11 protein-coding genes are annotated in these 12,524 nt (G+C 72.6%); 4 read left to right on the top strand and 7 right to left on the bottom strand.

Features of this window, described 5'->3' with window-relative positions:
- Positions 1-197: 197 nt before the first annotated feature.
- The 6 genes from ACFV9Q_RS06550 to ACFV9Q_RS06525 all read right to left on the bottom strand — a co-directional run bounded on the left by ACFV9Q_RS06550 (position 198) and on the right by ACFV9Q_RS06525 (position 8,401).
- Complete coding sequence (locus ACFV9Q_RS06550; protein ID WP_377233697.1) at positions 198-2,750, bottom strand: alpha-N-acetylglucosaminidase TIM-barrel domain-containing protein; 2,553 nt, start codon at positions 2,748-2,750, stop codon at positions 198-200.
- Positions 2,747-4,300, bottom strand: a complete 1,554-nt coding sequence (locus tag ACFV9Q_RS06545; RefSeq protein ID WP_377233696.1) for a Gfo/Idh/MocA family protein — start codon at positions 4,298-4,300, stop codon at positions 2,747-2,749. Before ACFV9Q_RS06545 ends, ACFV9Q_RS06550 begins: the two co-directional genes overlap by 4 nt.
- Positions 4,301-4,355: 55 nt before the next feature.
- A complete protein-coding gene (locus ACFV9Q_RS06540; RefSeq protein WP_377233695.1) occupies positions 4,356-5,204 on the bottom strand; it encodes a carbohydrate ABC transporter permease in 849 nt (282 codons plus the stop codon).
- 22 nt (positions 5,205-5,226) lie between these two features.
- Entirely contained in the window at positions 5,227-6,204 is a 978-nt protein-coding gene (locus ACFV9Q_RS06535; RefSeq protein ID WP_377230198.1) for a carbohydrate ABC transporter permease, read from the bottom strand.
- On the bottom strand, positions 6,201-7,613 hold the full coding sequence (locus ACFV9Q_RS06530; RefSeq protein ID WP_377233694.1) for an ABC transporter substrate-binding protein: 1,413 nt from the start codon (positions 7,611-7,613) through the stop codon (positions 6,201-6,203). The genes ACFV9Q_RS06535 and ACFV9Q_RS06530 overlap by 4 nt, the downstream gene beginning before the upstream one ends.
- Positions 7,614-7,723: 110 nt before the next feature.
- Positions 7,724-8,401 (bottom strand): IMPACT family protein, encoded by a 678-nt coding sequence (locus ACFV9Q_RS06525; protein ID WP_377233693.1) that lies wholly within the window; start codon positions 8,399-8,401, stop codon positions 7,724-7,726.
- Positions 8,402-8,526: 125 nt separating this feature from the next.
- Here ACFV9Q_RS06525 and ACFV9Q_RS06520 point away from each other — a divergent pair, with 125 nt between their 5' ends.
- Positions 8,527-9,132: a tyrosine-type recombinase/integrase gene (locus tag ACFV9Q_RS06520; RefSeq protein WP_377233692.1), complete on the top strand. Its 606-nt coding sequence runs from the start codon at positions 8,527-8,529 to the stop codon at positions 9,130-9,132.
- Between the two features lie 109 nt (positions 9,133-9,241).
- Here ACFV9Q_RS06520 and ACFV9Q_RS06515 read toward each other — a convergent pair whose 3' ends face one another.
- Positions 9,242-9,874: a GNAT family N-acetyltransferase gene (locus ACFV9Q_RS06515; protein ID WP_377232437.1), complete on the bottom strand. Its 633-nt coding sequence runs from the start codon at positions 9,872-9,874 to the stop codon at positions 9,242-9,244.
- Positions 9,875-10,005: 131 nt separating this feature from the next.
- On the opposite strand from ACFV9Q_RS06515, the gene ectA reads away from it, so the two are divergent.
- From ectA to ACFV9Q_RS06500, 3 genes are all read left to right on the top strand, one after another.
- A complete protein-coding gene (gene ectA, locus ACFV9Q_RS06510) occupies positions 10,006-10,524 on the top strand; it encodes a diaminobutyrate acetyltransferase (protein ID WP_377233691.1) in 519 nt (172 codons plus the stop codon).
- An 88-nt stretch (positions 10,525-10,612) separates the two neighbouring features.
- A complete protein-coding gene (ectB, locus tag ACFV9Q_RS06505) occupies positions 10,613-12,013 on the top strand; it encodes a diaminobutyrate--2-oxoglutarate transaminase (protein ID WP_377233690.1) in 1,401 nt (466 codons plus the stop codon).
- Positions 12,010-12,411, top strand: coding sequence for an ectoine synthase (locus ACFV9Q_RS06500; RefSeq protein ID WP_377232440.1), 402 nt, complete (start codon positions 12,010-12,012; stop codon positions 12,409-12,411). Before ectB ends, ACFV9Q_RS06500 begins: the two co-directional genes overlap by 4 nt.
- Positions 12,412-12,524: the final 113 nt, after the last annotated feature.

Below are 12,524 nucleotides of genomic sequence, written 5' to 3'. Positions count from 1 at the left end.
GTTTAAGGTATGGATCTTTGTTTTTTGGGCTGCTGTGCGCCGGGGGGGGCGGGGGGGTGGGGGGATTGTCGGGGGGTGGTCTTTGGGGTTTGCCGATCACCTGACGATCCACCGATCACCTGACGTACCAGCGACCGCGCGCCGTTCTAGCGATCTCCTGAGGGGCGGAACCGGTAGGCAGGGCGTGGGCCCGTTCGTCAGTCGGACGTCGTCGACCGCCAGGTTTCCTCGATGGCGACGATGCGGGCGCGCAGCGCCGTCGGGTCGGCGTCCGGCGGCACGGGGCCTGTCGTGGCGGCGTCGGCGAGCCAGTCGGCCCAGGCCTGCCAGCGCGCCAGGTACAGGTCCCGGACCAGGCCGTGCCAGTGCCGGCCGGAGTAGTCGTGCAGGCCGTTGTGCTGGCCGCCCCAGACGCTGACCAGGCTCCGCGCCTCGCGTTCCATCGCGTCGCGCTCGGCGGGGGTGTCGCCCCAGGCGCGGGCGGCGTCGATCCACGTCGACACCCGGGTCTCGGGGCGTTCGGCCGCCAGGGCGTCCAGGGCCAGCAGGTCGGCGCGCAGGCGTCCCATGTGGTCGCGGACGCCGTCGGGGTCGCCGTCCCGCGCCGCCGCGAGGATGCCGCGCACGTGCACCCGCGTGCCCTGTGCGAGGACGTGCCCGGTGAGCTCGGCGATGTCAGCGGCCAGGACGTCGCGGGGTGCGGCGGGGAGAGGTGCGGCGGGGCGGTCAGAATCCTCGTCCGAGGTGCTGCCGGGAGCGTTGCCGTCAGGGCTCTGGCCGGCAGGGTTGCCGGTGGGACGCCCGCCGGAAGGAACGCCGCCGGGAAGCCCGCCGGAAGTGCTGCCGCCTGCGTCACCGTCCGAGCCACTGCTGAAAGCGTCGCCGTCCGAGGACTCGCCGGACAACGCCCGGTGTACAGCGGCCAGCTCCCGGACCGCCTCGGCCAGCCGGGGGAGGGCGGACGCGGTCGCAGGGTCGTTCTCGGCGTCCACGTTGGACGACGGCGTGGGTGGCTGCGGGCCGGAGAGCGCCTCGCCGGCGCTGCGCTGGGCCGGGAACGGCAGGCCCGCGCTCCACGGCCGGGCGATGACGGGCGTAGGTACGGATCGGGTGCGTTCGGGACCGTAGAGCGTCGAATAAATAGTGTGCCAAGCGCGCAGCGCCGCCTCAGCAGCTCCCGGCACCGGGTCGGGGATCAGCCCCGACGACCCGGTCAGCCCGTACCGGGTCAGCACGAAGCTCTCCAGCCAAGTGTCGAGGTCTGCTGGGTCGAGGTTTGCTGGGTCGAGGTCTGCGGGGGAGTGCGGGGCGTCGTCCCAGGCGAGGTCCGTCGCGAGCTCGTAGAAGACCTCGTTGTTCTCGATCGCCTCGGGGGCGAGGCCGACGCCGCGGAGATGCGCGACGCCGTCGGGCAGGGCGCGCACGTCCCGGACGAGTCCGGCGAGGTCGCCGAACAGGGCGGGCCGGCCGCCGAAGTTGTGCAGCGCGCACCAGACCCAGGGCCGGCCGGCGAGCGGGCCGCCGTCGGCGAGCAGGGCCGTGTGCAGCGGCACGTGCTCGCCCCAGAGGTCGAGGACGAGCGTCCGGTCGGCGGGGACGTCGCGCAGGTACGCGGCCACGCGGTCCGGCGTCCAGAACGCGCCCTTGTAGTGGAACGGCCAGCCCTGGAGCACCCAGACGGGTTCGGGCTCGGAGGCCGCCCGGGCCGCCTCGGCGAGGGCGCGGTACATCCCGCGTCCCGCGGCCCGCAGGTGCCCGACGTCGCCCGACGGCGGGACCGACTCGATGTACGGGTCCACCGCGTAGAACCCCGTCCCGGGGCCGAGCAGCCCGCGTTGCACCGCCGCGAACGTCGCGTGCAGCTTCTGGAAGCGCGGGGACTCCGGGTGCAGCAGGGGGATGTGCCAGCCCTGCCACTCGATCTCGTCGACGGGCTGTCCCTGCACCTGTGCTGGACCCTGCTGTCCCGGACCCTGCTGTCCCGGACCCTGCTGTCCCAGATCCTGCTGTGCCAGACCCTGCCCAGCGAGCACCGGCGGCACGTGCCCGCCGAACCCGGGCAGCACCGGCGTCATGCCCAGCTCGCGCATCCGGGCCAGGATGCGTCGGGCCAGGTCGACGCGGCGCTCTGCCCAGCGGGCGGGCAGCGGGCCGCCGAACGAGTGCATGCCGCCCATGAACGTCCACGGGAAGTGCGCGGCGCCGCCGATCCACTCGGCGGCCTCGGCGTCCGGCAGGCCCGCGCGGCGGAAGGTCTCGGTGAGCACTGCCTCGTGTGCCACCAGCATGAGCGGGTGCGTGACGCCGTGCAGCGCCATCCAGTCGATCTCCCGCTCCCAGCGGTCCCAGCCCCAAAATGGGGTCGAGTACCCGAAGGTCACCACGTTCAGGTAGTACCGCACGGCTTGTGGGGACGAGACAGCGGTGCGCGGGGCGTCGGGGAGGTGTCCCGCGCCCACCCGCGGGCGCGACCACGTGAGCCGCGTGCCCAGGTGCGTGCGCGCGTACCGGCCCAGGGCGACCGACGCCGCGACGGGGTCGGTCGCCCGGATCGTCAGGCGGCCGCCCTCGGCCCGGAAGGTGGCCGCGCTCGCCGGCGGGTTCTCGGACGGGCCCATGCCTGCCGGCTCCTCGTCCGACGGTGCGCCCGCGGCACCCAGCGCCAGGAGCTCCACCGTCACACGTTCGGGATCGAGCCCCGCGCGCCTGGCGACGCCGCGGACGGCGTCGGCCCACGCCGGGCCCGTCATGCCGACCCCGTCGAGCCCGGTCCCGCGGACCCCAGACCCGCCGACCCCAGACCCGCCGACTCCAGACCCGCCGACTCCAGACCCGCCGACTCCAGACCCGCCGACTCCAGACCCGCCGACTCCAGACCCGCCGACCCCAGCGCCGTCCTCGCCCATGCCGGAAAGTCCACCGCGCCCGCGCCCGTCCGCGACTCCTCGGCCGCGAACGCCATGAGGTGGCTGTCCAGCGCGGTGGCGAACGACAGCTCGCCCGTGCCCACGGTGCCGTCCGCGACGGCCCGGCAGAACGCGTCCATCAGGCCGTCGTCGCCGCCCGCGTGCCCGCGGTGGTCCGCGGCCACGGTGTCGGCGCGGGCGACCAGGGTCCACGCGGGGTGCCCCAGGGGCCCGGCAGCGCCCGACGAGACGGTGCCCGACGAGACGGTGCCCGACGAGACGGTGCCCGACGAGACGGTGCCCGACGAGACCACCTCGGCCCCGGCCTCGGAGAGCAGCGCCTCCGGCAGCCCGCCCGACGGCGAGAACAGGTCGACCCGGATCTCGCCCGACCCCAGGTGCCCGTGGAGCTGCCCGCGCGTGCCGGTGATCGCGAGGTGCCGGGTGTTCTCGGCGGTGAACGCGCTGGCCGTGAGCGTGGCGGTCAGGCCGGAGGCGAACCGCAGGAGCGTCTGCTGGTGGTCGGCCACGTCGTTGTCGCAGCGGTAGACGCAGCGCCCGTACGGCCCACGGCGCAGGGCCGCGATCCGGCCCGCGGGGGAGAGGTCGTCACCCAGCATCGCGACGGGGTGGCTCGTGACGTCGCGCAGGGCGTCCACGTAGTACCGCGGCGCGTAGAACGGGCAGCTCGCGGCCGCGGGGCAGCCGTCGGTGCACCGCTCGGGCGCGCCGGCGGGCGCGTTCTCCGGCCGGAAGTGCAGCAGGGACCCCTCGCTGGAGACCGACTGGGGCGAGGCGCCCGCGAGCCAGCGGATCAGGTCGAGGTCGTGGCACGTCTTGGCCAGCACCATCGGGCTCGACCCGGCGGCGTTGCGCCAGTTCCCGCGCACGAACGAGTGCGCGAAGTGCCAGAACCCGATGTTCTCGCGCACCTCGATCGTCGCGAGGTCGCCCAGCGTGCCGGACGCCACGACGGCGCGGACCGCCCGCCAGAAGGGCGCGAACCGCAGCACGTGCCCGACGGCGATCCGGGCGCCCGTCCGGCGTACCACCTGGGCCAGGTCGGTCAGCCCGGTCAGCGTGGGGGCGGCGGGCTTCTCCAGCAGCATCGGCAGGCCGGCCTGGGCCACCGCGGTGGCCGCGGGGACATGGAGGGCGTCCGGCAGGGCGATCAGCACGGCGTCGGGGCGCAGGTGGCCGAGGTCGGCGACGAGGTCGCGCCAGTCGGCGTAGCGGGCCGCCGTCGTGCCCGCCAGGGCGTCCAGCCGGGCGGGCGCCGGGTCGGCGACGCCCACGATCCGGGCCCGGTCCGGGTGCGCCCGCACCCAGCGACCGTAGGCGTCGGCGCCCCGGCCGCCCGCGCCGAGCACGGCCAGGCGGAGTGCTGAGGTCATCGGGATCTCCTCATCTCTCGGCTCCTCATCGTTCAGCTCCTCATCTCTCGGATCCTTATCTCTCGGATCCTTGGACCAGGCCCGACACGATGTACCGCTGGGCGAGGAAGAACACGATCACCACGGGCACCGTCACCGCGATGGACCCGGCCAGCAGCACCGTGACCGGCACCTGGAAGTCGCCGAGCTGCGCGATGCCGAGCGGCGCCGTCCAGAGGTCGCGGTGCTGCACCAGGAACAGCAGGGCGTAGAAGTACTCGTTCCAGGCGATCATGAACACGTAGATGGCGGTGGCCACGACGCCCGGGACGGCGATCGGCAGCACCACCCGGACCAGGAGCTGGCCGAGCGTGCAGCCGTCCATGATCGCCGCCTCCTCGACGCTGGCGGGCAGCGCCAGGAAGAAGTTGCGCATCATGTACAGGGCCACGGGCACCGTGGCCGCCACGTAGACGATCAGCAGGCCCACCAGGGAGCTGGTCAGCCCCAGCCGCGACAGGATCACGAACTTCGGCACCGCGAGCACGATCCCGGGGAACAGGTAGACCGCCAGGATGATGCCGTTCGTGACGGCCCGGCCCCGGTACCGCAGGCGGGCGGCGGCGTAGGCGCCGAGCACGCACACGACGATGCTCAGCACGACGGTCCCGAGGGCCACGCCCAGGGAGTTGAGCACGAACCGGCCCAGCCCGAACCCGCCGTCGGCCTCGTCCCGCATGGCCGTGGCGAACGCGGACGGGTCCAGGGACGTCGGCAGGCCCAGCGGGTCGCGGGTCACCTCCCCGTACGGGCGCAGGGAGAGGACGACGCCGTACGCGACCGGGCCCAACGACCACAGCAGGGCCATCGCGACGACGACGGTGCGGCCGGCGCGCGCCGCGGGGGTGGGGCGGACGCCGCTCATGACTTCTCCCTCGTGACAGGCCTCATGACTCCTCCGTCCGACGGGACAGCACCACGTACCCCACCAGCAGCACGCCCAGGATCAGGCTCATGAGCAGCCCGAACGCGGCCGCGCTGCCGATGTCGGCCTTGGTCACCAGCTCGGTGTAGACCTGGATGGCCATGACCTGCGTGCTCCCGGCGCCCTCGGTGAGCAGGTAGACGTCGTCGAAGCTCTGGAACGACCAGATGAACCGCAGCAGCAGGAGCAACAGGGCCACGGCCCGCAGCTGCGGCAGCAGGATGAACCGCAGGTTCTGGCGGCGGTTCGCGCCGTCGAGCGCCGCGGCCTCCTCGATCTCGCCGGGCACCGACTGCAGCCGGGCGGTGAGGAACAGGAAGGCGAGCGGCGCCGACTTCCAGATGTCGAACAGCACCACCACCAGCAGCGCGACCGGCACGGGGATGCCCCAGACGTCGGCGGTGGTGGTGCTGAGGAAGCCCACGGGCGTGTCCCAGCCCAGGTAGGCCCGCCCGAACGCGTTCACGACGCCGTACTGCGGGTTCAGCATCGTCTTCCAGATGGTCGCGGCGGCCACCACGGGCAGCACGTACGGGACCAGCAGCAGGGCGCGGACGAGCCCGCGGCCGGCGAACGGCCGGCGCAGCGCGAGGGCCAGCACGAGCCCGACGGCCAGCGACCCGGCCGCCGTCAGGCCCGCGTACAGGACCGTGGTCCACAACGCGCCCCAGAACGCCTGCGACGCCGCCGCCCGGCGGAAGTTCTCCAGCGACCACTCGATGGGCTCGGTACCCAGGTACGGGATGTCGACCAGTCGGATCTCCGAGAAACCGAACACGACCACCAGCGCGAACGGCAGCAGCACGACCAGGGCGACGACCGCCAGGGACGGCGAGACGAGCAGCCAGCCGGAGCGGTTCTCGCGCCGGGCGCGGCCGGTCGCCGTCCGGCGCGGGCGGGCGATCCTCGTGCGGGCCGACGGCGGGCGACCGGGCGTCACTGGTCCTGCTGCAACGCCGTCACGTCGGCGGCCATCTGCCCGGTCACGTCGGCGGGCTCGGCGCCGCCGTACAGCGGGTCGAGCTGCTGCGCGAGCGTGCCCTGCGTGGCCACGAGGCCGGCGAGCGTCGCGTCGGGCGTGCCCTGGCCCCAGCGCGCGACGGCGGACATGCCCTCGCCCATGGCGGTGACCAGGTCGTCGCCGTACACCTCGGCGACCGACGACTCGACCTTCGGACCGAAGCCCAGGCCGCCCCAGGCGTCCAGGTACTCGGTCGGGTTCTCGGGCGTGCCGGTCCGCAGGGGGAGGCGGCCCTCCGTGGCGACGGCGAGCGTGTCGGCGTAGCCCTCGCCCAGCACGAACTCGATGTACTGCCGGGCCTCGTCGGCGTTCGCGTGGGCCGGGACGGCGTAGGCGAGGGTGGCGCCGAACTGGGCGGGGCCCGCCTCCGAGGCGGCAGCGGAGCCCGCCGGCGGGTCCAGGACCGTTATGAAGCCCGAGTTCTTCGCGAGGAACTCCGGGTCGTCGGCGCACTCCTTGCACGACGGCGGCACCGCCTCGTCGAGGTTCGCCAGCTCGTCCAGGATGTGGGTCGAGAACAGCAGCATGGCGGCGTCGCCCGCCAGGTACGCGGCGCGCGCCGACTCGACGTCGTAGTCGCCCGCGACCGACGAGTCGCGCAGCTCCTTGAAGAGCCCGGCGGCCTCGGTGCACTCGGGCGAGTCGATGGTGACCTCGCCGTCCGACACGAGCCGGCAGCCCGCGGACTGGAAGATCGACTCGATGCCCTCCGTGCCCGACGCCGTGCCGGACTGCGTTCCGAGGGCGATGCCGGTGACGTCCAGCTCCTCCTTTACGGTCGTGGCGGCCTGCGCCAGCTCGGCGACCGTGGTGGGCACCTCGACGTCCGCCTCCTCAAGGAGGTCGGTGCGGTAGGCGATGAGGTGCACCCAGCCGTCGCTGGGGACGGCGGCGATCGTGCTCTCGCCGGTGTCGGCGTCCTGCACGGTGACCGCGCCGAGCGCGTTCTCGTTGAACGTGGCGGGGTCCAGGGTGTCGAGGGTCTCCTGGACGACGTCGGTGTCCAGCAGGCCCTGCGACTGCCAGGAGGTCACCTGCGAGGCGCCCGCGAGGATCACGTCGGGCACCTCACCCGAGGCGGCGCCGGTCACCAGGGCCTGGTCCTGGTCGGCCGCGGCGAGCGGGACGACGTCGACCTCGATGCCGGTCTCCTGCGTGAACCGTTCGGCGACCGCCTCCTGGGCGGCGACCCGTTCGGGCGTGGACTGCGGCGTCCAGAAGGTGATGGACCCGGACTGCTCCTCGGCGGGCGCGCCGCACGCGGCGAGCAGCGCGGCGGTGGCGGTCAGTGCGACGACGGCGACGGACGGGCGGATGCGACGGTGCATGGTCGTTCCCTCCACGGTGCGGGCCTTGCTTGTGCGGGCCTTGCTGGGGCGAGCCTTGCGTGCGGGCACGTGCTGGGTGCCCCAGAGACTTCACCCCGTCGCGGGACCAGTCAAGGACGACGCGCCGGGGACGCCGGGACGGGTACGTCCACGACGCGGGCGTCGCCGACGACGGGGACCAGGGTGCCCGCCGAGGCGGCCGCGACGTCCGCGACCAGGGTCTCGACCTGGTCCTTCGGCACGAGCAGGCGCAGCCGGGCGACGGCGTCGTAGGACGGCGGCTCCATGACCGAACCGTGCGTGGACGCCCAGTCGCGCAGCAGGTTGTCGATCCGGCCGGCGTCGCCGTGGGGGACCGGGACCTCGGTCTCCAGCAGCAGCTCGCGGCGCAGCAGGGCGCCGGTCGCTGCGGCCTCGTCCAGGGCCGCGGCGACCGCCCCGGAGTAGGCGCGCACCAGCCCGCCCGCCCCCAGCTTCACGCCGCCGAAGTACCGCGTGACGACGGCGACCAGGTCGGTGAGGTCGCGGTGCCGCAGGACCTCCAGCATCGGGACGCCGGCCGTGCCGCTCGGCTCGCCGTCGTCGGAGGAGCGGGCCTGGTCGGCGCGGGTGCCGAGCACCATGGCGACGCAGTGGTGCCGCGCGTCCCAGAGCTCCTTGCGGAGGCGGGCGATGACGGCGTCGGCCTCGGCGACGCTGCGGGCGGGCGCGAGGTGGGCCAGGAACCGGGACTTCTTGATGACCAGCTCGTGGTCGACGGGGCGGGCGATCGTGCCGGGGAGGTCCACCGTCAGAGGGTACGCACCGGGTTGTCGCTGAGTTGTCGCAGAGTTCACGCCGCACCGTCGTCGAACAGTGTCTCCCTTCCGCGTTTCTCCTTGATTAATAGTGTGCCAAGCGTATATTCAGACCCATGACCAGTGCCGATGCCACGTCACCATCAGCCCCGGCCGGGGAGCCCGGCCGGTACCCGCGGCCGCCGGTGACCCTCGAGGAGGCCGAGTGGGTGTGGCGCGAGCTGTCCACGGAGGCGATGCGGCCGGGGGCCAAGCCGGAGGCGGCGCGCCTGGCGGTGATCACGGGGCTGGTGCGGGCGACGGGTTCCCGGTACGGGGACCTGCTGCGCGTGCGGGTCGAGGACATCGACCTGGGGCCGGCGCGCGCCAAGTCGACCGAGGGCAGCGTGCTGGTGCGGCATGGCAAGCACCGCACGCCGCGTCGGCACCTGCTGCCGGCCGACCTCGTGGTGCTGCTCAAGCACTGGATGGTGGTGCGCGAGGAGCTCGCGGCCGAGCTGGAGGGTTCGGTGCCGCGGGCGCTGCTCCTGACGGTGCACCACACGCACGACAACGGGACCACCGTCGCGTCCGGCCTGCCGATCACGCGGCAGGGGCTGGTGCTGTCGTGGCGCCGGTTCGTGCACCGGACCAACGCCCGCTACGGCGCGCTGCGTCCGCCGCTGCCGACCCGTTTCGAGCAGGTCCGCCGAGCCTGGACGGACGCCGCCGAGGAAGGCTGACCAGAACCGCGCTGACCAGAACGCCGCTGAGTGCTGGGTATTTGCGCTTCTGGCCCACGAAAGAGCGCAAATACCCAGCACTCAGCGAGGGCTTGAGGCGTGGAGGGCTTCAGGAGGTGGCGATGCCTACCAGCGGGGCGGTCGGGGTCGAGGAGGGGAGCTCCTGGAAGCCGTACCGGTCGTAGAACTTGGCGGCCGAGGTGTTCTCGGACGCGTAGCCGAGGTGCACGCCCGGCACGTCCCGCTCCGCGAGCGCCGCGCGGAGGGTGTCGATGAGCTGGGAGCCGAGGCCGCGGCGTTGCAGCACGGGCAGCAGGTCGATGTGCAGGTGGGCGGGGTGTGTCTCGAGCTCGCCGTGGCGCAGGCCGCGGACCATGCGCTCGGGGTCGGCGCCGTCGCGCAGGAGCTGGGCCTCGGTGTAGCCGGGGTTGTGTCCCGTGGCGGGGCCGGGGGCGGGGTGGCGCTCGACGAAGCCCGGCGTCCACTCGCGTGCCCACCACTGGGCGAAGGCGCGGGTGTCGGCGGCGGCGACGATGTACCCGGCGGCGCGGCCCTCGTGCTCGACGACCCAGGCGAGGTCGGGGGAGTGGTCGACGTAGGGCAGCGCGTAGACGTCGGGCATGATCAGGTCGGACGAGTAGATGCCGCGTGCGTCGGTGCCGGCCGCGGCGGTGCGGACGCAGATGTCGGCGACGTCGGCGCGGTCGGCGACGTGGTACTGGCGGATGAATGGCTCGCTCACCGCGACAGACTAGCGCGCCGGGGCGCGCTAGCGGCGTTACCCCGAGTTTGCCGCGGGAACATGCCAGTCACGGGATCGTCACGGGTTCGCAATGTGCAATTATCACCCAAGTTCGTTACGGTCGATTTGTCATGCAGAACCTCGAAGAGGAACTCAAGCACATCCATCCGACCGAGACCATGGTGGCGCTGAGGGAGCCCACCGTCGATGACGGAGCAGCGATGTGGCGCCTGGCGCGCGACAGCAAGACGCTGGACCTCAACTCGTCCTACGCGTACCTCCTGTGGGCACGTGACTTCGCCCGGACGTCGGTGATCGTGACCGTCGACGGCGAACCCGCCGGGTTCGTCACGGGATACGTCCGGCCCGACGAGCCGACCACCCTGATGGTCTGGCAGGTGGCCGTGGATCACGCCTACCGCGGACAGCGGCTGGCGTCCCGGATGCTCGCGCACCTCGCGGGGCAGCACCCCGGGTGCACCCACGTGGAGACCACCATCACCTCGGACAACACGGCGTCGATCGCCCTGTTCATGTCCTTCGCGTCGGCCCAGGGTGCGCCCGTCGACGTGCGGACCGTCTTCCCCACGGAGGCGTTCCCGGACGGCCACGACGCGGAGCTCGTGTTCCGCATCGGGCCACTCTCCTGACCCTGGTCCCGGTCAGACACCCCTGCAGGACCGCACACGATCAACCCCAGCCGAGTCCGGCCGGCAGAGCCGGACCGCAGAAGGAGCCATGCGCCCGAACACCGCCATGCCCACCGACCCGTCGACCAGCAGCACCAGCATCTTCGACGAGCTCGAGTCCCAGGTGCGCAGCTACTGCCGTAGCTGGCCCACGACCTTCACCACGGCGTCCGGCAGCACGATCCAGGCCGAGGACGGGCGAAGTTATCTCGACTTCTTCGCCGGAGCGGGCGCCCTCAACTACGGGCACAACCACCCGGTGCTGCTGGACGCGCTGATCGACTACCTGCGCAGCGGCGGGATCGTGCACGCGCTCGACATGCACACGGTGCCCAAACGGGAGTTCCTGACGACGTTCCGGGACCGGATCCTGGCGCCCCGCGACCTGGACTACAAGGTGATGTTCCCCGGCCCGACGGGAACCAACTCGGTGGAGAGCGCCCTCAAGCTGGCCCGCAAGGTGACCGGCCGGCAGCACATCCTGTCGTTCACCAACGCGTTCCACGGCATGACGCTGGGCGCGCTGTCGGTGACCGGCAACTCGATGAAGCGCAACGGCGCGGGCCTGCCGCTCACCAACAGCTCGAAGATCCCGTACGACGACTACTTCTCGGGCGCCACCGAGGACTTCCTGTGGCTCGAACGGGTGCTGAGCGACAGCGGCTCCGGTGTGGACAAGCCGGCGGCGATCATCGTGGAGTCCGTGCAGGGCGAGGGCGGGCTCAGCGCGGCGCGGCCGGAGTGGCTGCGCGCGCTGTCCGAGCTGTGCCGCGCCCACGGGATCCTGCTGATCCTGGACGACGTGCAGGCCGGCTGCGGCCGCACGGGCGAGTTCTTCAGCTTCGAGGAGTCGGGCATCGTGCCCGACATCGTGTGCCTGTCGAAGTCGATCTCCGGCTTCGGGCTGTCGATGGCGCTCACCCTGATCCGTCCCGAGCTGGACCAGTGGGAGCCCGGCGAGCACAACGGCACGTTCCGCGGGCAGAACACCTCGTTCGTCACGGCCACCGCGGCGCTGAACCAGTTCTGGGCGAACGACACCTTCGCCGAGGGTGTCAGGGCGCGCGCCACCGAGCTGCACGACGGCCTGGCCCAGATCGCGAACGGGTACGACGGCGCCGTCGTCAAGGGCCGGGGGTTCCTCACCGGCATCAAGTTCCCCGACCCGTCGGCGGCGTCGAAGGTCGCCGCGGCGTCCTACGAGCGGGGCCTGCTGGTGGAGACGTCGGGCCCCGAGGACGAGGTGCTCAAGACGATGCCCGCGCTGACCATCGGCTCGGACGAGCTGCGGTCGGGCATCGACATCATCGCGGCCGCGACGGCCGAGGTGCTGGGCGCGCCGGCGGTCGACGACAGCGCTGTCCGCGATGTTTCCGGACCCCAAGTTTCCGGGCACCAAGTTGCCGGACCTGCGAACCAGGCAGACCCCCGAGGAGAGGACACCAAGTGATCGTCACGCGACTGGCCGACCTGGAGGACACCGACCGCGATGTGCGGTCCGAGACCTGGCGGAGCCGCCGCCTGGTGCTCGCCCAGGAGGGCGTGGGCTTCTCGTTCCACGAGACCACCATGTACGCCGGGACGGAGACCGAGATGTGGTACGCCAACCACATCGAGGCCGTGTACTGCGTGGGCGGCACCGGCGAGCTGGAGAACCGGGAGACCGGCGAGCGCCATCAGATCTCCGACGGGACGATGTACCTGCTGGACGGCAACGAGAAGCACACGATGCGGCCGACGACGGACCTGCGGCTGATCTGCACGTTCAACCCGCCCGTGACGGGGCGGGAGGTGCATGACGCCGACGGCGTGTACCCGCTGGTGACGCAGGAGGAGCTCCAGGCCTGACGCTCCGTCGTCGGCCGCCCATGCCGAACGTGGTAGACGGCCCAGTTCACAGAAGGAACCCGGGGTTTCCGACGCTTTGGGGGGGGGGGTGGGGCTCGGACCCCGTGGGTGTG

The organism is Promicromonospora sp. NPDC059942 (genome assembly GCF_042731755.1).
GTDB lineage: Bacteria > Actinomycetota > Actinomycetes > Actinomycetales > Cellulomonadaceae > Promicromonospora.
Note: the sequence above shows the minus strand (reverse complement) of the source record. Positions and strands in the feature narration are given on the sequence as shown.

Bases quoted from the DNA above. Each gene is read 5' to 3' on its own strand.
- ACFV9Q_RS06540 (WP_377233695.1), bottom strand. From the start codon at position 5,204: ATGAGCGGCGTCCGCCCCACCCCCGCGGCGCGCGCCGGCCGCACCGTC.
- ACFV9Q_RS06545 (WP_377233696.1), bottom strand. From the start codon at position 4,300: ATGACCTCAGCACTCCGCCTGGCCGTGCTCGGCGCGGGCGGCCGGGGC.
- ACFV9Q_RS06520 (WP_377233692.1), top strand. From the start codon at position 8,527: ATGACCAGTGCCGATGCCACGTCACCATCAGCCCCGGCCGGGGAGCCC.
- ACFV9Q_RS06530 (WP_377233694.1), bottom strand. From the start codon at position 7,613: ATGCACCGTCGCATCCGCCCGTCCGTCGCCGTCGTCGCACTGACCGCC.
- ectA (WP_377233691.1), top strand. From the start codon at position 10,006: ATGCAGAACCTCGAAGAGGAACTCAAGCACATCCATCCGACCGAGACC.
- ACFV9Q_RS06550 (WP_377233697.1), bottom strand. From the start codon at position 2,750: ATGACGGGCCCGGCGTGGGCCGACGCCGTCCGCGGCGTCGCCAGGCGC.
- ectB (WP_377233690.1), top strand. From the start codon at position 10,613: ATGCGCCCGAACACCGCCATGCCCACCGACCCGTCGACCAGCAGCACC.